Origin of the sequence: Pseudoalteromonas atlantica (genome assembly GCF_043641955.1) — a bacterium.
GTDB classification, from domain to species: Bacteria; Pseudomonadota; Gammaproteobacteria; order Enterobacterales; family Alteromonadaceae; genus Pseudoalteromonas; species Pseudoalteromonas atlantica_A.
Genome location: NZ_JBHZRV010000003.1, coordinates 438,342 through 455,895, shown reverse-complemented (window position 1 = coordinate 455,895; position 17,554 = coordinate 438,342). Strand labels below are relative to the sequence as shown.

The window sequence follows — 17,554 nt, the reverse complement described above, 5'->3', positions numbered from 1 at the left end:
GCTAGCCTATTGCAAGTAAATTCAACGCAGTTAGCGTTGAAAGTAGCCGCTGGAGATAGATTTATTATCCAGAGTTCCGGTTACTTAACTATACAAACTCTGTGGAACTTTGGTGACATTCAAGTGCACTGTTATCTCTTCTCTATCATGATATAAATGCTTTGCTTGTAGTTCATAGCTAATACCGTATTTCTCCAGCTCTTCTCGTATCATGGTTAAGCATTCATAAACGCTATCAAAACGTTTTTTCATGGGTAGTTTTAAGTTAAAGATAAGCTCTTTAGCATACGCATTCACAGCCCAATCAATCATCAAATTTGTTACTTTGGTTGGCTTTTCAACCATGTCACAGACTAACCATTGAATATTGCGCTTCTCAGGACGGTATTTAAAACCATCGGCTCTAAAGTGCTTAACTTGGCCTGTTTCCATTAAATCATCGTTCATTGGGCCGTTATCAATAGCGCTGACAAACATGCCGCGGCGCACTAGTTGATATGTCCATCCACCTGGACATGCGCCCAAGTCTACGCCACGCATTCCTGCTTGTACCCGTGACTCAACTTCATTGGGTGGTATAAATACATTAAATGCTTCATCAAGCTTTAAAGTCGAACGGCTAGGCGCATCACTTGGCATACGCAAGCGCAAAATACCCATAAAGAATGGTGAGTTATTGTAGCTGTATGAATGTCCAACGTAAGCTGTATTGTTAGTCAAAAACATCACATGCATAACTGGGCGGTTAGCTTTGGGCTCACGCAGTACGGTGTTTTGTTTTTCTAATGCTTTTTTGAGTGGTGTTGATATTTTTTTACAAAACGTTAAAAGCTCTTTGCCTTCATTAGTATCAGGGGTTTCTACACGTAGTTCTGAGCACAGCGGAAAATCTATAGCTGCTGTTTTAATTTCACCAACACGGTCTTCAACGGGCATATTCTCAAGTAACGTTCCTGCAAACCATTGACGCGCAAACACCATGTTTTTAAAATCAACTTTTTTGATGATTTCGTCGCTATGTGCGGCTTCAAAACATTCATAAATAACATAGCCGGTGTTAGGCTTGGCTTTCACATAACCGGCAAATCCTTGCTCTGCTGCATGAAAGGTTATTTCTGCTGCGGCATCATTTTCAAACCCGCTACGACAATAAATCACTACGCTTGACATAAAAACCCTTAAATTGCGCATTCTGCGCGATATTCTTTATTAAAATTTAAACCGTGCCACTTGCACTAAAATAATCAACCAACCAACAATAAAACACAGTCCGCCTAGAGGTGTAATTGGCCCTAGCCACTTCCAGCCTGTCACTGCGAGTAAATATAAACTCCCACTAAAGAGTAAAATACCCGCGATAAAAAAACAGCCGGCAGAGGTTAAATTTAAGCCCCACTTTATTAAAATAGCCACAGCAATAAGTGCAAGGCCATGGAACATTTGATACTCAGCAGCGGTTTTAAATACGCCGATAGCATATTCAGAAACACGGCTTTTTAAACCATGGGCGGCAAATGCGCCAAGTACCACTGACAACATACAAAACAAGCTACCCGCCATAAGGAATAATTTGATCATAGCACTCTCCTTTAATTCAACTAACAATGCTGCTTAATAAATTTACTTGCGTGCTCTGCTGCCATCTGTAAATTTTCTTCAAGCGTAACACCACTTTTTTTACGCGGCTTTAAAGAATGGTCGCCATCTGTTAACCAGACAAATTCAGGACGTTTATCAAGCGTGAGCGCATCTAATTCTTCGCGAGTACCAAATGTATCGCGCTCACCTTGGAGCACCATAAACGGGCACGGTATTTGGCCAAAATGACCGATACGCAGCTTCTCAGGCTTACCCGGCGGATGAAATGGGTAACCAAATGCCAACACACCCTTGATTTTTTTACTTGTTTCACACACCAGCATTGAGGCCATTCTTCCCCCCATTGATTTACCACCTATAAATAATGGTAATGTTGGGTCTGTTTGTTCAATTACTTGGGCAAAATAGGCAAGTAATTTCGGTGCTCGTTCAGGCGGTCTACGTTTATTCGTTTGTTTGGCGATTTGCATATATTCAAAATCAAAAAGCCCAACATTAATCCCCTGCTCGGCTAGCAAGTTTGCCATCTGTTGCATAAATTCAGAGTCACTGCCTGCGCCTGCACCATGAGCAAAAATAAACTGTCCGTGGGCCGGCTCTTTCGCTTTTATCCATTGTATTGTCATTTTAAAACTCTTGTTCTTGCTCTACTAATCCTAGCATCCATTCTTTAAAGGAGACTATTTTACCCAGCTCTGATTGTGATTCACGGTTAACCAAGTAGTAGGCATTTTTACTTTCTAAACTATGGCTAAAGGGGATCACCAAACGTCCGGCGTCAATATCTGGTTTTGCTAAAACACTATTACCAATTGCAACGCCTTGACCATGGACGGCTGCCTGTAAAACCATAGATGAGTGACTAAAAATCGGCCCTTGGTTTACTTGCACATTACGTACACCGGCGGTTTTCATCCAGGTTTTCCAGTTTTTTCGCGTAGTATCATGTAACAATGTGTGATTAGCTAAATCGCTTGGTTGGTCCAGAGGTTTAGGCCCTGTTAACAACATAGGGCTACACAAGGGTACCAGGTATTCGGTGTGTAGTTTATGCGTTTGCACCCCACTCCAATGACCACGACCATAATAAATAGCCACATCAACATCATCAGAGAGCGAGTTTTCGTCTTGATCTTGCGCCTTTATTCGTACATCAATCTCAGGGTGTAACTCATTAAATAAACTAAGCCTGGGTACTAACCACTGAATTGCAAAACTCGGCGTTAGGCTTACCGTAAGTGAACCTTTCGCCCCTCGCGCTAGCAGTTTTTCTGTGGCATCGATTAATTGGGTAAAGATTTCTTTTATATCTAAAAAGTAACCCTGCCCTTCTTCGGTCAATAACAACGAGCGATTTTTACGCAAAAACAGCTTTAAACCAAGGTGTTCTTCAAGTATTTTAATTTGATGACTCACCGCAGCTTGAGTAACATAAAGCTCTTCAGCTGCTTTGGTAAAACTCAAATGACGAGCAGCTGCTTCAAATGCTTTTAAGGCATTCAATGGCGGGACGCGACGAGACATATTAACCACTCTTAGAATTAGTTTTTCTTATGAGTAAGATTATATACACATGCTAGGGATGTGTATATTCGAGACATAAAAAAAGCGACATGAGTCGCTTTTAATTCTACCTATTTAAAGGTAATTAATTATAAATCGCTGGCACTGGTATCCAGTGGTGCAAAGCTTTTAATCAAGTCATCAACCGCTTTCATTTGGCTCAAGTAGCCTTCTAATTTACTCAGTGCAAGGGCACAAGGTCCATCACATTTTGCTTCATTAGGGTTAGGGTGAGCTTCAATAAATAGCCCAGCAAGCCCTAAAGCCATGCCGCTGCGTGCAAGTTCAGCGGCTTGTGCTCTACGCCCATCAGCTGAATCTGCACGACCACCTGGGCGCTGTAACGCGTGTGTTGCGTCAAAGATAACAGGGGCCATTGGCTTCATGTCATCCATGCCAAGCATATCAACAACTAAGTTGTTATAACCAAAGCTAGAGCCACGCTCACATAATGCAATATTATTATTGCCAGCCTCATTGAACTTAGTAATGATATGGCGCATTTCATGCGGTGCTAAAAACTGTGGCTTTTTAACGTTGATCACCGCACCTGTTTTTGCCATTGCAACAACAAGGTCAGTTTGACGAGCTAAAAATGCTGGCAGCTGTATTACATCTACAACCTCAGCAACAGGGGCAGCTTGATGCGGCTCATGTACATCGGTGATCAAAGGTACGTTAAAGGTATTTTTGATTTCCTCAAAAATTTTTAAACCTTCTTCCATACCAGGACCACGATAAGAGTTGATTGACGAGCGATTTGCTTTATCAAAAGACGCCTTGAATACATACGGTATATTAAGTTTGCTGGTTACTTCTACATAGTGCTCAGCAATGCGCATTGCTAAATCACGCGACTCTAATACGTTCATACCACCAAACAACACAAACGGTTTGTCGTTTGCAAGTTCAATGTCGTTAATTTTAATTAAATGATTGTTCATCGTTAGTCCTTAAGGTGCAACTGCTTGCATCATTAATCCACAAATATAAGCCATATAAGTGCCCACACCGTAACCCATAACCGCTAATAGTACACCCACTGGCGCAAGTGATGGGTGAAACGCCGATGCCACCACAGGTGCTGATGCCGCTCCGCCCACATTTGCTTGTGAGCCAACGGCCATGTAAAACAGTGGCGCTTTTATAATTTTAGCTACGATCAGCATTAAGCTTGCATGGGTTAACATCCAAATTAAGCCGATAACAAAATACATTGGCGATTCAAGAATTGCTGTAATATTCATATGTAGGCCAATCGATGCAACAAGAATATATAAAAAACTCGACGCTACTTTAGATGCACCAAATGATTCAATATGGCGTACTTTAGTAAAAGATAAGCTAATACCTATGGTTGTTGAAATAACAATTAGCCAGAAAAACTTACTGTTTAAACTGTACTCTTGTGCCCACGGGAAGTTCGCACCAAAGTAAGGCCCTAAAAAGTCCGCACAAAAATGGGCAAGCCCCGTAATACCAAATGCTATAGCAATAATTGTCATATAATCGTTTAGTGTCGGCATGCGGGCATGTTCTGCATGATATTTTTCTACACGCAGCTTTAAATCTTCAATGGCACTAGTATCAGCACCTGTTTTAGCATCTATTGCTTTGTGATTCGCAGCCATAAGCAGTAGAACTGCCATCCATAAATTGGCGACAATGACGTCAACTGTCACCATGGCAGAGAAAATATCACCGCCCACTTCAAACATTTCTTTCATTGACGCTTGATTCGCGCCACCGCCAATCCAGCTTCCAGCAATAGTTGTCATGCCACGCCATACTGCATCAGGGCCGTGGCCACCTACTGCATCAGGGTAAACTGCGCTCATTATAAGTATGGCTAAGGGCCCACCAATAACGATGCCCACGGTGCCTGTTAAAAACATTATCAGTGCTTTAGGCCCAAGGTTAATGATAGCACGCAAATCAATACTGATTGTTAATAAAATTAAGCACGCTGGAAGTAAATAACGAGATGCGACGTAATAAACATTCGATGAATGGCCGTCAACAATACCGAAAGTATTAAGTAGTGAAGGTAAAAAGTAGCAAAGTAATAATGCTGGGACATATTTGTAAAACTTCTTTAGTGTGCTGTTTTCACTGTGGGATGTTTTAAAAATAAAACCAAGTATTATCGCCAATAAGCCAAATACTACGGCATCATTGGTGATCAATGCAGTATGGGTGTCAGCCATGTTGATTCCTTAAAATTAGTGGTGAGTTTTATTATTATCTTCGAGTTCTTCTATTTGATGTTGAATAATTTCAATTGCCGGATCATCTGGGCATTCATCAATAAAAAACTGTAGGTCATCTCTGGCCATTTTTGGACAATCTAATTGATTAAGAAGATATCCGCGGTCTCTGCGTTCATAAGGATCATCGCCAAGTAAATCCATCAACAACTCAACACAGGTTAATGCATGACCAAATTTATTTTCACTTATAAATGCCCACTTTTGCTGAGCTAGGTAAAGTTTATATACATCATCTGCGAAAATCAGTTCTAATGGCTCTTGCTCATCGCCATTTTCTTCACTTGCATTCTCAGGGATAATATACCAGCTTTGCTGTCCACTGCTGGGCTCTAAAACATAGCCCTCTTCGTCACTAATGGCTATATGCACATTTACATCACTATTAGAGATGCACACGCTGGCGTCGTAATTTGCGTGGCATAAAAGGTGGCACAATAAAATACCCAATGTGGTAGGAGAGCCACTACGCATTGCTAATGTATAACTGAAACTATTGAGTGTGTACTCAGGTACTTTTAAGCTAGATACGCTAAACATCCATTGAGTGTAGAACATATCTAATAGGGTATCTAAGCGCTCATGAATATCTTCTTGTTGCTGACAAACTTGCATAACTAAGTTTTCAAACTCACTGAGCGTTGCAAAACTTTCGCTTATCTTAGCTTGTGGGTCCCATTTAGCCTCTGCACTTATGCAGCGGTATAGGGGATCGGGAGCAAATTCATCGTAAGGTTCATTTTGATAGGTCTCATTTTCATCTTCAAACCAAGGAGCGGTCATCAATACTACAACATCTTTTATTAAAACGAGGGGTTAGTTTACCTAGTTTTTAAATCAGATACCAACGTGAATATCGCTCAAAGGTATGAAGATTTACCTTTGAGCGGCAATATTAAAGAATCAAAGGGGTCTTGGTTACAGCCAGCTTACCTATTAATGCAATAACAGCAGTTGTTACAACTAAAAAGCCTACTTTAACTATCATTGCTTTTTGTTTGCTAGCAACTATACCAAATGCAATATAGGCAACCACTAAAATAATTTTTTCAAGTAACCACATTTGCTCAAGTGGATTAATTTTTGCCATGGCCATAACAGCAATTGCAGAGATTAACAAAAATGTGTCTGTAGCGTGGCTGCCAATAAATACCACTTTATTTTTAGCAATGGCACCACTGCCCATGCGTGAAAACGAACGTACGTAAAATAAAATAATACTCAATACAGCAATTGCCATATGTGTGTGTTTTACTGCTAAATAATCCATGGTTTCCTATTTACTCTTATTAAAATGACGGTGTTTATACCCAAACTAACTTAATCTGGATATAGCGCAAGAATTTTTTCTAAATCATCAATTTGCTCGTTAAATACATCCACTAATTTAGGCTCAAAATGTTTACCCTTTTGTGAATTTATTTCGTTCACAACATCATCCAATGACCACGCTTCCTTGTAGCATCGTTTATGGCGTAATGCGTCATAAACATCAGCTAACGCAACAATACGACCAAAAATATGAATGCGTTCACCTGATATACCCTGTGGATAGCCCGTGCCATCCCACTTCTCATGGTGATCACGAGCAATTTCAGCTCCTGCGGTTACAATGTCACGCTTTGAACCTTCGAGTATTTTATTTCCCTTTTGCGTGTGGGTCTTCATTATTTCCCACTCTTCACTATTAAGTTTGCCTGGTTTATTCAAAATAGCGTCTGGAATCCCCACTTTACCGACATCATGCAATGGCGAAGCTAATCGAATTAATTCGGCATCACGCTTTGATAAACCATACTTCAGTGCTAACAAGTTGCAAATATGGGATACTCGTTTTACATGATTGCCAGTTTCTGTAGAGCGCTGTTCAAGTGCTTCACTTAATCTAAAAACAAGTTCTTGCTGAGTGGCTTCGATTTCAGCTTGCAGCTGCACATTTTCATAAGCTAATTGCACATTTTGCGAAAATATTTCAATTAAATGGCGCTGTGTATCTGTCAAGTATTGGGGTATGCCCGAAATAAATAACATAGAATTGTGGTTATACTCACTACAGCAATAAGCAAATAGGTAGTTATCTTTATAGACGATCGTTTTACCTTGTAGCGCCTTTTTACAAGCTAGTAACTGCTCACTATTCAATACCTCTTCAATCGCTTTACCTTCACTGCGTTCAAAATCACCACTACCAGAAAAAACGACTAACTTCTTTTGGTTATCCTCAGGATTGCTTGCAACCAAACTCGTTGCATACATGGCTTTGTCAACTGTTCCTAATAAGGACGTTAATTGCTGCATCACTCCTTCAATAAAACTCTCTAAAGAGTGTGCAGCGAAAATATCTCGTGAAGCTTTTATTATTTTTTCTAGCCCTTGGCGTGATTGTTCAATAGACAAGATATCGCGGTATGAACGTAAGCTAGACATCACAACAGTAAATAATTTTTGCGCCGTTAGCTCTGTTTTAGATTTATAATCGTTTATATCGTAGTTAACGATGACTTGCCTTTCTGGCGCTTGGCCTGGCTGACCGGTACGTAGAATAATTCTGATATGATTGTTTTTTGCTGTTTCTCTAATGTATTGCGCGACTTTAAGACCGGCATCATCCGTTTCCATTACTACATCAAGTAATACAATGGCAGCATCAGGGTTAGCATCAATGATTTTTTTTGCTTCAGCGCCTGAATAAGCACTAATAAATTCCAAATGCTTATCTTGGAACTCGAAGTCACTCAGTGCAAGCTTTGTTACGGCATGTACTTCTGGCTCGTCATCAACAATAATAACCTTCCATGTGCCGCGAACAATATTACTTACTTCTTCCTGCGCTTCATCTGAAAACAAAAAATCATCCATCATACTCGGTCCTTTTGGCCATTTACATAGATTCTCACAGTGCTGTTTTGGTTATTTTGGCCACTGAGCGAATGTTACACGATCATTATCTGCTAAATCTTTAACTGTAAGTATATTTATATATGCCATTTGTGCAAAAAAACGATGCACTTTAATACTTTGTTCAAAACCATGCTCAATCAAAAGATAGCCATTAGGCACTAAATAATCCTTTGCCTGAGTAATAATATGTTTTATGTCAGCCATACCATCATCTTCTGCTACCAACGCAGACAGTGGCTCAAAACGAACATCGCCTTGGGCCAAGTGTTCATCATCATGTTCAATATAAGGTGGATTACTCACAATTAAATCAAACTTTTGATTTTCAACTTCGCTAAACCAATTACTTTGTAAAAAGTTAACTTGATCTAAACCTAGTCTTTGTTTATTTAATGTAGATAATGCAACTGCTTGCGCTATGCGGTCAACCCCTGTTATTTGCCAGCGAGGTTTTTCTGATGCTAATGCAAGCGCTATAGCGCCAGTGCCCGTGCCTAAGTCAAGCACATTTGCGCTATCGTTAAGTGGTAATTCAAGTGCGGTTTCAACTAACGTTTCGGTATCTGGGCGAGGGATTAATGTTGTAGCGTTAACGTGTAAGGGTAAGCTCCAAAACTCTCTTGTGCCGGTTATATGAGCAACCGGTTCACCATTTAAACGGCGCTGACAATAACTATCAAACAGCTGTTGCTGTTCTTCTGTAAGCTGCTTTTCTGGCCAGCTAAACAAATAGCTTCGGGGTTTGTTTAATACCTCAAGAAGTAATACTTGGGCATCCAATTTGGCGCTCTCAGTGCTATTTTGCAAAAGCAAAGTAGCACTGTGGATTGCAGATTCAACCGTGTCAGTCACCGTTATTCATCGCCCATCGCAGCGAGTAAATCGGCTTGATGTTCTTGCATTAGCGGCTCAACCACACAACCTAAGTCCCCTGCGACTACTTCATTTAAACGATACAGTGTTAAGTTAATACGGTGATCTGTAATACGCCCTTGCGGGTAGTTATAAGTACGAATACGTTCTGAGCGGTCACCACTACCTACTAAGTTACGACGCTCTGAAGCTTCCGCCGCATGGCGCTTTTCATCTTCTGCTTGTTGTAAGCGGGCAGCAAGTACTGACATCGCCTTAGCACGGTTTTTATGCTGCGAGCGCTCATCCTGACACTCAACCACTACACCCGTTGGAATGTGCGTAATACGTATTGCTGAGTCAGTTTTGTTAACGTGCTGACCACCGGCACCTGATGCACGAAACGTATCAACTTTTATATCTGCGGTGTTTATTTCAATGGCTTCCGCCTCTGGAATTTCAGCCATTACAGCTACAGTACATGCTGATGTGTGAACACGGCCTTGCGACTCTGTTTCTGGCACACGTTGTACACGGTGCGCACCTGATTCAAATTTAAGCTGCCCGTAAACACCTTCACCACTAATGTTAGCAATAACTTCTTTAAAACCGCCGTGCTCACCTTCGTTGGTGCTAACCACTTCCACTTTCCACTTTTTCGTCTCAGCATAGCGGGTATACATACGGAATAAATCACCCGCAAAAATAGCAGCTTCATCACCACCAGTACCCGCACGTACTTCAAGAAACACGTTATTATTATCTCGCGGATCTTTCGGCAGCATAAGCACTTGAATTTGGTCTTCAATAATTTGAATTTGCGATTTTGCTTCTTTATATTCTTCTTGCGCCATTTCACGCATATCAGGGTCTGAATCTTTTAGCATTTCTTCGGCGGTTGCAACATCGTCTTGTGACTGTTGGTACGATAAAAATGCTTTTACGATTTCTTCAAGCTCTGAGTATTCTTTTGAAAGAGCACGAAAGCGATTTTGGTCGCTTATAACAGAGGGGTCACTTAGTAGCGCTTGCACTTCTTCATAACGCTCAACTAAGGTTTCTAATTTACGATAAACGGACTCTTTCATGTAACTGCTATTCCTGATCAATACCTAACATTTTCTTTAATTGGCTTAACTGGTCAACTTCACCTTTTTTCGCCGCATCTTGAATTGCACGGGTAGGCGCGTGCATTAAGCGGTTGGTTAATTTGTTGGCCAGCTCTAAAATTACTTTTTCTGCGTCTTTCCCGGTTGTTAATTGGCTAATAGCCTTATCAACCAGTTCAGACTTTATATCATGTACATCTTGACGATAACTGCGAATGAGATCGACAGAATCAAGTGAGCGCATCCACATGGCAAATTCAGCACTGCGATGTGTAATAATCTCTTGCGCTTCTTCTGCTGCTTGCTCGCGTGATGCGATATTCTCGCTCACAATGGCTTGTAAGTCATCAACGGAATATAAATAGGCAGCATCAAGCTCCCCTACTTGGCTTTCAATATCCCGAGGAACCGCAATATCTATAAATAGCATTGGTTTATTGCGGCGCTGTTTAAGCGCTTGTTCAACCACTCCCTTACCTATAATAGGCAAGGTACTGGCGGTGGAGCTAATCACAATATCGGCTTGGTGCAAACGTTCAGGTAGCTGTGCTAGAGCAATTACATCAGCGGATACGTCTTGCGCTAAAGCGCGCGCACGCTCAATAGTTCGATTAGCAACGGTTATTTGTTGCGGTTCATTTTGGTATAAATGTTTGGCAACCAGTTCAATAGTTTCTCCCGCACCGATAAGTAGTACTTTGGTTTTATCAAGCTTTCCGTATATGTGCTTTGCCAAGTTAACTGCGGCATACGCAACCGATACAGCGCTTGCTCCAATGTCAGTTTCTGTGCGTACTTGTTTTGCCACTGAAAACGTTTTTTGAAATAGACGGTCAAATACCACATCAACAGAGTTGTGGTTTTTTGCACTATTATAAGCCTGCTTTATTTGGCCGAGTATTTGTGGCTCTCCTAAAACAAGCGAATCTAAACCGCAAGAGACCCGCATTAAATGGTTAATGGCTTCGTTATCTTGGTGGCAATAAATGTTTTTGCTCAGTTCTTGTTCATCTAAACCATGGAAACTGGCTAACCATTGCAACAGGATTTGGGAATTTTGCTGGGCAAGGCTACAATAGATTTCAGTACGGTTACAGGTTGAAACAATAACGGCCTCATTGAATTGATCATGATCACTCAATTGCTGTAAGGCTTCTGAAAGCTGTTCTGGTGAAAAAGCGACCTTTTCACGCAGTTCTACAGATGCGGTTTTATGATTTATACCCAGTGCTACTATGGTCATATGTGCCAAATATTGCTAAGCGATGCTCGAAAGGCATAATTTTATCAAAAATCAACGGAATATGGAAAGTAAGGAACGACATTTGATTCGACTATATTTGATTTTACTCACATTTTTTTTATTTTTAAGTGGTTGTGCGCATCGAATTGACCCTCAAACCCGTCTTTATGATGACTGGAAGACAAAGTTATCAGCCCAAAAGACATGGCAAGTTGAAGGTAAACTGGCGTTTATTAGTCCTGATGAGCGCCAGTCTGCAAACTTAAACTGGCAACAGCAAGATGATTTGAATAAATTAGTACTTACAACATTTATGGGAATTCGAATACTCGAGTTAGAACATGACGCGAACAGTGCAAAACTCGAATTTGACTATGAAGTATACCAAGATGCAAGTGCATCTCGTTTACTGCAACGGTTAACTGGTTTTACAATCCCGATTGAAGATGCCGATAACTGGCTAAAAGGGACTGTCACTAACGATTCGTTGCGCGTTGATGAATTAGCTCGCGCCAAAACCGTTACGTGGCAATCAAAGAACGGTCAAAAATGGGATATTACCTATGGCGACTATCAGCAATATGCTGGGTTTTGGCTGCCAAAAAAACTGACATTAAAACACAAAAAAATTAGACTTAAAATTCAACTTTACCGATGGTATTTTAATTAATATGACGTTAGATTCTGCCCCTCAATTTTCACTTATTGCGCCTGCAAAACTCAACCTATTTTTACACATAAATGGCCGTCGTGATGATGGCTATCATGAGCTTGAAACCCTGTTTACTTTCTTGGATTATGGTGACAATTTAGCGTTTACTCGGTTAAATACACCCAGCATTGAGTTAACAGGTGATACAAATAACATCCCTCTAACAGAAAATTTGATCTACAAAGCTGCTGTATTACTGCAAAAACATACAAAAACGACCTTAGGAGCAAAAATAAATTTAACTAAAATTTTGCCTATGGGTGGAGGTGTAGGTGGTGGTTCATCTGATGCAGCAACAACTCTTTTAGGGCTAAATAAATTATGGTGTTGCGACCTTTCTTTAAAAGAACTCGCCCTTCTCGGCATTGCACTAGGTGCTGATGTACCCGTGTTTATAAACGGTAAAAGTGCACTAGCACAAGGGATTGGTGAGAAGCTGAGCGATGTTGAGCTTGAACAAAAATGGTATTGTGTTGTTCACCCAAGTGAACATATAAGTACCGCTAAAATTTTTACGCATCCCGATTTAACGCGCGATACACCCAAGCTTAATGGTCCATGGCAACAACAAGTTTTGCGCAACGATTGTGAGCCATTAGTTAAAAAGCTCTGTCCTGAGGTTGAAAAAACCCTCCAGTGGTTGCTAAAATACGCCCCGTCTAAGATGACTGGCACAGGCTCATGTTGTTTTGCTGAATTTGCATCGCAATCAGAGGCACTTCATGTTCTTGAAAATCTTCCAAGTGATTGGAATGGTTTTATTGCCAGTAGCGTTAATATCTCTCCTGCCCATACGCAGTTGAACGCAATTCATTTAAGCAATGAAGTAACGTACAAGTAAAATACAATTTAAGTTAACAAATGGCGCTTTTGCCTCGTTTGTTAGTCCCAAATTTCAGTGCCTGAGGAACCCTACCGTGCCTGACATGAAGCTCTTCGCTGGTAACGCAACACCTGAGTTAGCTCAAAAAGTTGCAAAACGTTTATATATTGAAGTTGGCGATGCTGTTGTTGGCCGTTTTAGCGACGGTGAGATCAGTGTTCAAATTAATGAAAATGTTCGTGGCTCGGACGTTTTTATTGTGCAATCAACCTGTGCCCCTACTAACGATAACTTAATGGAGTTAATCGTTATGGTTGATGCGTTACGTCGTGCGTCTGCAGGTCGTATTACAGCCGTCATTCCTTATTTTGGTTATTCTCGTCAAGACCGTCGTGTACGTTCTGCGCGTGTACCAATTACCGCAAAAGTTGTTGCTGACTTCCTATCTAGTGTCGGCGTTGACCGTGTTCTAACGGTTGACTTACACGCAGAGCAAATTCAAGGTTTCTTTGATGTGCCAGTGGATAACGTATTTGGTAGTCCAGTTTTATTAGAAGATATGAAAGAACGTCAGTTTGATGATGTTGTTGTAGTATCACCTGATATTGGTGGTGTAGTTCGTGCCCGAGCTATTGCAAAACTACTCAACGACACTGACCTTGCTATCATTGATAAACGCCGCCCACAAGCAAACGTTTCTCAAGTAATGCATATCATCGGTGATGTTGAAGGCCGTGACTGCATCATTGTAGATGACATGATCGACACAGGCGGAACCTTATGTAAAGCGGCTGAAGCATTAAAAGAGCATGGTGCTAAACGTGTTTTTGCTTACGCAACGCACCCAGTTTTATCGGGTGCAGCAGCAGAGAACATTCGAAACTCTGTGATTGACGAAGTAATTGTTACTGACTCAATTCCATTATCTGATGAATTAAAATCGATTGAAAAAATCAAAGTACTGACACTAGCAGATATGCTTGCTGAAACGATTCGTCGTATTAGTAACGAAGAGTCTATTTCTGCGATGTTTGAACATTAATATCGATACTTTATCGTGATTGAAGCGCCTATTTGGCGCTTTTTTTTTACCCTGTGTTTCTTTTGTCAATAGGTGGTGGTATGATAGCGCGCCTTTTGGCTAGGGACCTTGGTCGCAAAGGCCCTACACTTTTAAATTATTGGAGACATTATGTCTGATACAACTTACACTTATGACGCTGAACTTCGCGTAGAAACTGGTACTGGTGCGAGCCGCCGCCTACGTCGCGAAGACAAAGTACCTGCGATCCTTTACGGTGCAGAAAAAGAAGCAGTAGCGCTTACTCTTGCTCATAAAGATATGATCAAAGCACAAGAAAGCGAAGGTTTTTACACTCACATTCTTACGCTTAACATTGGCGGCGAGTCTGTTGAAGCTATCTTAAAAGATATCCAACGTCACCCATTCAAGCCTAAGCTTACTCACCTTGATTTCCAACGTGTTGACGCTACTCATAAACTTCATACTAAAGTTCCTCTTCACTTCATCGGCGAAGATAAAGTAACTAAACTTGGTGCAACTGTTGTTCACCAGTTAACTGAAGTTGAAATCACATGTCTTCCAAAAGCACTTCCAGAATACGTTGAAGTTAACGTTTCTGACCTAGTAGCTGGTGATTCAATCCACCTTTCTGAGCTTAAACTTCCTGCTGGCGTTCAATCAGTTGAACTTGCTAAAGGTGAAGGCCATGATCAGTCAGTAGTTACTGTTAAAGCTAACAAAGCAGCTCCAACTGAAGACGAAGCTTCAGACGCTGCAGAATAATATTTAAGGTCTTGCACCTTGAATTCTATTCAAATGCTTGTGGGCCTGGCTAATCCAGGCCCCGAATACGCAAACACACGCCACAATGCAGGTGCTTGGTTCATCGAGCAACTCGCAGCACGCTACAACTGTACGCTTAAACACGATCCTAAATATCACGGCCTAACCGGCAAAGTGATCATTCAAGGCCAAGAATTCAAATTATTGATCCCCACCACCTATATGAATTTAAGTGGTAAAGCGGTCAGTAGTTTAGCCAATTTTTTCAAAATCCCTATTGAAAACATCTTAGTTGCACATGATGAAATGGATTTAGACCCGGGCGTTGCTAAATTAAAAAAAGGCGGCGGACATGGCGGTCATAATGGTTTAAAAGACATTATTGCAAAAATGGCAAATCAAAAAGATTTTATGCGTTTACGCGTTGGTATCGGTCATCCAGGACATCGTGAAATGGTCACCGGTTGGGTGCTTGGAAAAGCAGCCAAAGAAGACCAAGAGAAAATGGATGCAGCTGTAGATGAAGCAGTTCGTTGTATGGAAATACTTGCAAAAGACGGTGTGTTAAAAGCACAAAACAGACTTCATTCGTTTAAACCCTAGTAACATAGTTATTAAATCGGTTGAACGGATCTAAACAAGGTATCTTACTATGGGTTTTAAATGTGGTATCGTTGGTTTACCAAATGTTGGTAAATCTACACTCTTTAATGCATTAACCAAAGCGGGCATTGAAGCCGCTAACTTCCCTTTTTGTACCATCGAACCAAACACAGGTGTGGTTCCGGTTCCTGACGCTCGCTTAGACGAACTTGCTAAAATAGTTAATCCTCAGCGTATCCTTCCAACTAGTATGGAATTTGTTGATATTGCAGGGTTAGTAAAAGGCGCATCAAAAGGTGAAGGCCTAGGTAACCAATTCCTAGCAAATATTCGTGAAACGGATGCGATTGGCCATGTTGTACGTTGCTTTGAAGACGAAAACGTCATCCACGTTGCAGGTACTATTGATCCAGCTGACGATATCGACGTAATTAATACTGAACTTGTGCTTGCTGATATGGACAGTGCTGAAAAAGCTTTATTCCGTAACGCTAAAAAAGCCAAAGGCGGCGATAAAGACGCGAAAGAACAGAACGCAGTACTTGAAAAAGTAAAAGTACACCTTGATGAAGGCTTAACTTTACGTTCTTTAGAACTAACTAAAGAAGAAAAAGCGGCTATTGCTTCTATCAACTTTTTAACTATCAAGCCTACAATGTATATTGCTAACGTAGCTGAAGACGGTTTTGAGAATAACCCATTCCTTGACCGTGTACGTGAAATTGCTGCAGCAGAAGATGCCGTTGTTGTTCCTGTATGTGCAGCAATTGAGTCTGAACTGTCAGAGCTTGATGAAGAAGATAAACTTGAGTTTATGGCCGATCTTGGTTTAGAAGAGCCAGGTCTTAACCTCGTTATCCGCGGTGGCTATGAATTACTTCATCTACAAACTTATTTTACGGCTGGCGTAAAAGAAGTGCGTGCATGGACCATCCCTGTCGGTGCAACTGCGCCACAAGCTGCTGGTAAAATTCATACTGACTTTGAACGTGGCTTTATCCGCGCACAAACCATTGCTTATGATGACTATATTGCCTTTAAAGGTGAAAGTGGTGCAAAAGAAGCAGGTAAAATGCGCCAAGAAGGTAAAGAATATATCGTTAAAGATGGCGATGTAATGAACTTCTTGTTCAACGTATAGTAATTATTTGTGCCAAATAAAGTTTGGCAATGATTTTAAAGGCTCGTATTTACGAGCCTTTTTTGTTTTTGTGCTATTATCGATTAACAGTAACGCGAAGGTTTTTGCTGATTGGCTTGTTAAAAAAACACCATTTTTAATAAAAAATAGCCTCTTAGCTTAATTTTCCTGCAAACAAACCCTGATAAGTGTTTTTTTGCAAAAAAGGTGTTGACGGATTTGGGTCATATCAGCATAATACGCCCCGCACTCAGCGATGAAGTGCTGACAAAAAAGATGGCTAAGTAGCTCAGCTGGTTAGAGCACATCACTCATAATGATGGGGTCACAGGTTCAAATCCCGTCTTAGCCACCATTCTTTTTTGTACTCAATGAAGAGTTTAAAATAACTACCTTGTGTGCAGGAGTTGCGGAATTAACAGTTGTCTTGAATTAGACGCTGGATTTAGGTTCCAAAGCAGTATTACTTGTATGCTCGATGCGGGAGTGGCGGAATTGGTAGACGCGCTGGATTTAGGTTCCAGTATCTTAGGATGTGAGAGTTCAAGTCTCTCCTTCCGCACCATATTCTTTGATAAGAATTAAAATTATCAAACAATTCTTAGTTGGGATATCGCCAAGCGGTAAGGCACCAGGTTTTGATCCTGGCATTCCCAGGTTCAAATCCTGGTATCCCAGCCAACAATGGCTAAGTAGCTCAGCTGGTTAGAGCACATCACTCATAATGATGGGGTCACAGGTTCAAATCCCGTCTTAGCCACCATTTCTTCTTTTAGAAGTGGCTCTGCAAGAGTTAAATTGCAACTCAATGAAGAGTTTAAAATAACTACCATTTCTTTGATTAATTCAAAGTGATAATGCGGGAGTGGCGGAATTGGTAGACGCGCTGGATTTAGGTTCCAGTATCTTAGGATGTGAGAGTTCAAGTCTCTCC

The 17,554-nt window shown here is 41.0% G+C and carries 18 protein-coding genes and 4 tRNA genes; 10 read left to right on the top strand and 12 right to left on the bottom strand.

Annotated features, from left to right (window positions below; all coding sequences use genetic code 11):
• Window positions 1–84 precede the first annotated feature (84 nt).
• The 12 genes from rlmM to hemA form a co-directional block, all read right to left on the bottom strand.
• A complete protein-coding gene (gene rlmM, locus ACHUE3_RS09555) occupies window positions 85–1,170 on the bottom strand; it encodes a 23S rRNA (cytidine(2498)-2'-O)-methyltransferase RlmM (RefSeq protein ID WP_394192237.1) in 1,086 nt (361 codons plus the stop codon).
• A 39-nt stretch (window positions 1,171–1,209) separates the two neighbouring features.
• A complete protein-coding gene (locus tag ACHUE3_RS09550; RefSeq protein ID WP_394192236.1) occupies window positions 1,210–1,578 on the bottom strand; it encodes a DUF423 domain-containing protein in 369 nt (122 codons plus the stop codon).
• A gap of 20 nt (window positions 1,579–1,598) precedes the next feature.
• A complete protein-coding gene (locus tag ACHUE3_RS09545; protein ID WP_394192235.1) occupies window positions 1,599–2,225 on the bottom strand; it encodes an alpha/beta family hydrolase in 627 nt (208 codons plus the stop codon).
• Between the two features lies 1 nt (window position 2,226).
• Entirely contained in the window at window positions 2,227–3,123 is an 897-nt protein-coding gene (locus ACHUE3_RS09540) for a transcriptional regulator GcvA (RefSeq protein WP_394192234.1), read from the bottom strand.
• A 128-nt stretch (window positions 3,124–3,251) separates the two neighbouring features.
• Window positions 3,252–4,106 (bottom strand): 3-deoxy-8-phosphooctulonate synthase, encoded by an 855-nt coding sequence (kdsA, locus tag ACHUE3_RS09535; RefSeq protein WP_394192233.1) that lies wholly within the window; start codon window positions 4,104–4,106, stop codon window positions 3,252–3,254.
• Between the two features lie 9 nt (window positions 4,107–4,115).
• Entirely contained in the window at window positions 4,116–5,369 is a 1,254-nt protein-coding gene (locus ACHUE3_RS09530; protein ID WP_394192232.1) for a DUF819 family protein, read from the bottom strand.
• A 15-nt stretch (window positions 5,370–5,384) separates the two neighbouring features.
• Complete coding sequence (locus ACHUE3_RS09525; protein WP_394192231.1) at window positions 5,385–6,212, bottom strand: tetratricopeptide repeat protein; 828 nt, start codon at window positions 6,210–6,212, stop codon at window positions 5,385–5,387.
• A gap of 112 nt (window positions 6,213–6,324) precedes the next feature.
• A complete protein-coding gene (locus ACHUE3_RS09520; protein WP_394192230.1) occupies window positions 6,325–6,699 on the bottom strand; it encodes a SirB2 family protein in 375 nt (124 codons plus the stop codon).
• 50 nt (window positions 6,700–6,749) lie between these two features.
• The gene (locus ACHUE3_RS09515) at window positions 6,750–8,291 is read right to left on the bottom strand and encodes a DUF3369 domain-containing protein (protein ID WP_394192229.1); all 1,542 of its coding nucleotides are present in this window, start codon (window positions 8,289–8,291) and stop codon (window positions 6,750–6,752) included.
• 48 nt (window positions 8,292–8,339) lie between these two features.
• A complete protein-coding gene (gene prmC, locus ACHUE3_RS09510) occupies window positions 8,340–9,182 on the bottom strand; it encodes a peptide chain release factor N(5)-glutamine methyltransferase (RefSeq protein WP_394192228.1) in 843 nt (280 codons plus the stop codon).
• 2 nt (window positions 9,183–9,184) lie between these two features.
• Window positions 9,185–10,270 carry a peptide chain release factor 1 gene (prfA, locus tag ACHUE3_RS09505; protein ID WP_099296051.1) on the bottom strand — a complete coding sequence of 362 codons (1,086 nt, stop codon included), beginning with the start codon at window positions 10,268–10,270 and terminating at the stop codon, window positions 9,185–9,187.
• 7 nt (window positions 10,271–10,277) lie between these two features.
• Window positions 10,278–11,534, bottom strand: coding sequence for a glutamyl-tRNA reductase (gene hemA, locus ACHUE3_RS09500; RefSeq protein WP_394192227.1), 1,257 nt, complete (start codon window positions 11,532–11,534; stop codon window positions 10,278–10,280).
• 82 nt (window positions 11,535–11,616) lie between these two features.
• Between hemA and lolB the strand changes: the two genes are divergently transcribed.
• The 10 genes from lolB to ACHUE3_RS09450 all read left to right on the top strand — a co-directional run bounded on the left by lolB (window position 11,617) and on the right by ACHUE3_RS09450 (window position 17,383).
• The gene (gene lolB / locus ACHUE3_RS09495) at window positions 11,617–12,204 is read left to right on the top strand and encodes a lipoprotein insertase outer membrane protein LolB (protein ID WP_394192226.1); all 588 of its coding nucleotides are present in this window, start codon (window positions 11,617–11,619) and stop codon (window positions 12,202–12,204) included.
• A gap of 1 nt (window position 12,205) precedes the next feature.
• Complete coding sequence (ispE, locus tag ACHUE3_RS09490; protein WP_394192225.1) at window positions 12,206–13,087, top strand: 4-(cytidine 5'-diphospho)-2-C-methyl-D-erythritol kinase; 882 nt, start codon at window positions 12,206–12,208, stop codon at window positions 13,085–13,087.
• Window positions 13,088–13,163: 76 nt separating this feature from the next.
• Window positions 13,164–14,111: a ribose-phosphate pyrophosphokinase gene (locus ACHUE3_RS09485; RefSeq protein ID WP_058560580.1), complete on the top strand. Its 948-nt coding sequence runs from the start codon at window positions 13,164–13,166 to the stop codon at window positions 14,109–14,111.
• Window positions 14,112–14,261: 150 nt separating this feature from the next.
• Window positions 14,262–14,876 (top strand): 50S ribosomal protein L25/general stress protein Ctc, encoded by a 615-nt coding sequence (locus ACHUE3_RS09480; RefSeq protein ID WP_394192224.1) that lies wholly within the window; start codon window positions 14,262–14,264, stop codon window positions 14,874–14,876.
• Window positions 14,877–14,894: 18 nt separating this feature from the next.
• Window positions 14,895–15,479 carry an aminoacyl-tRNA hydrolase gene (gene pth / locus ACHUE3_RS09475; RefSeq protein WP_087534234.1) on the top strand — a complete coding sequence of 195 codons (585 nt, stop codon included), beginning with the start codon at window positions 14,895–14,897 and terminating at the stop codon, window positions 15,477–15,479.
• A 49-nt stretch (window positions 15,480–15,528) separates the two neighbouring features.
• On the top strand, window positions 15,529–16,620 hold the full coding sequence (gene ychF, locus ACHUE3_RS09470) for a redox-regulated ATPase YchF (protein WP_394192223.1): 1,092 nt from the start codon (window positions 15,529–15,531) through the stop codon (window positions 16,618–16,620).
• A gap of 278 nt (window positions 16,621–16,898) precedes the next feature.
• Window positions 16,899–16,975: transfer RNA gene (locus ACHUE3_RS09465), tRNA-Met, on the top strand.
• A 125-nt stretch (window positions 16,976–17,100) separates the two neighbouring features.
• Window positions 17,101–17,185: transfer RNA gene (locus ACHUE3_RS09460), tRNA-Leu, on the top strand.
• A gap of 41 nt (window positions 17,186–17,226) precedes the next feature.
• Window positions 17,227–17,301 (top strand) — tRNA-Gln (locus ACHUE3_RS09455).
• Between the two features lie 5 nt (window positions 17,302–17,306).
• Window positions 17,307–17,383 (top strand) — tRNA-Met (locus ACHUE3_RS09450).
• Window positions 17,384–17,554: the final 171 nt, after the last annotated feature.

Bases quoted from the DNA above. Each gene is read 5' to 3' on its own strand.
- rlmM (WP_394192237.1), bottom strand. From the start codon at position 1,170: ATGTCAAGCGTAGTGATTTATTGTCGTAGCGGGTTTGAAAATGATGCC.
- ACHUE3_RS09550 (WP_394192236.1), bottom strand. From the start codon at position 1,578: ATGATCAAATTATTCCTTATGGCGGGTAGCTTGTTTTGTATGTTGTCA.
- ACHUE3_RS09545 (WP_394192235.1), bottom strand. From the start codon at position 2,225: ATGACAATACAATGGATAAAAGCGAAAGAGCCGGCCCACGGACAGTTT.
- ACHUE3_RS09540 (WP_394192234.1), bottom strand. From the start codon at position 3,123: ATGTCTCGTCGCGTCCCGCCATTGAATGCCTTAAAAGCATTTGAAGCA.
- kdsA (WP_394192233.1), bottom strand. From the start codon at position 4,106: ATGAACAATCATTTAATTAAAATTAACGACATTGAACTTGCAAACGAC.
- ACHUE3_RS09530 (WP_394192232.1), bottom strand. From the start codon at position 5,369: ATGGCTGACACCCATACTGCATTGATCACCAATGATGCCGTAGTATTT.
- ACHUE3_RS09525 (WP_394192231.1), bottom strand. From the start codon at position 6,212: ATGACCGCTCCTTGGTTTGAAGATGAAAATGAGACCTATCAAAATGAA.
- ACHUE3_RS09520 (WP_394192230.1), bottom strand. From the start codon at position 6,699: ATGGATTATTTAGCAGTAAAACACACACATATGGCAATTGCTGTATTG.
- ACHUE3_RS09515 (WP_394192229.1), bottom strand. From the start codon at position 8,291: ATGATGGATGATTTTTTGTTTTCAGATGAAGCGCAGGAAGAAGTAAGT.
- prfA (WP_099296051.1), bottom strand. From the start codon at position 10,270: ATGAAAGAGTCCGTTTATCGTAAATTAGAAACCTTAGTTGAGCGTTAT.
- hemA (WP_394192227.1), bottom strand. From the start codon at position 11,534: ATGACCATAGTAGCACTGGGTATAAATCATAAAACCGCATCTGTAGAA.
- ispE (WP_394192225.1), top strand. From the start codon at position 12,206: ATGACGTTAGATTCTGCCCCTCAATTTTCACTTATTGCGCCTGCAAAA.
- ACHUE3_RS09480 (WP_394192224.1), top strand. From the start codon at position 14,262: ATGTCTGATACAACTTACACTTATGACGCTGAACTTCGCGTAGAAACT.
- ychF (WP_394192223.1), top strand. From the start codon at position 15,529: ATGGGTTTTAAATGTGGTATCGTTGGTTTACCAAATGTTGGTAAATCT.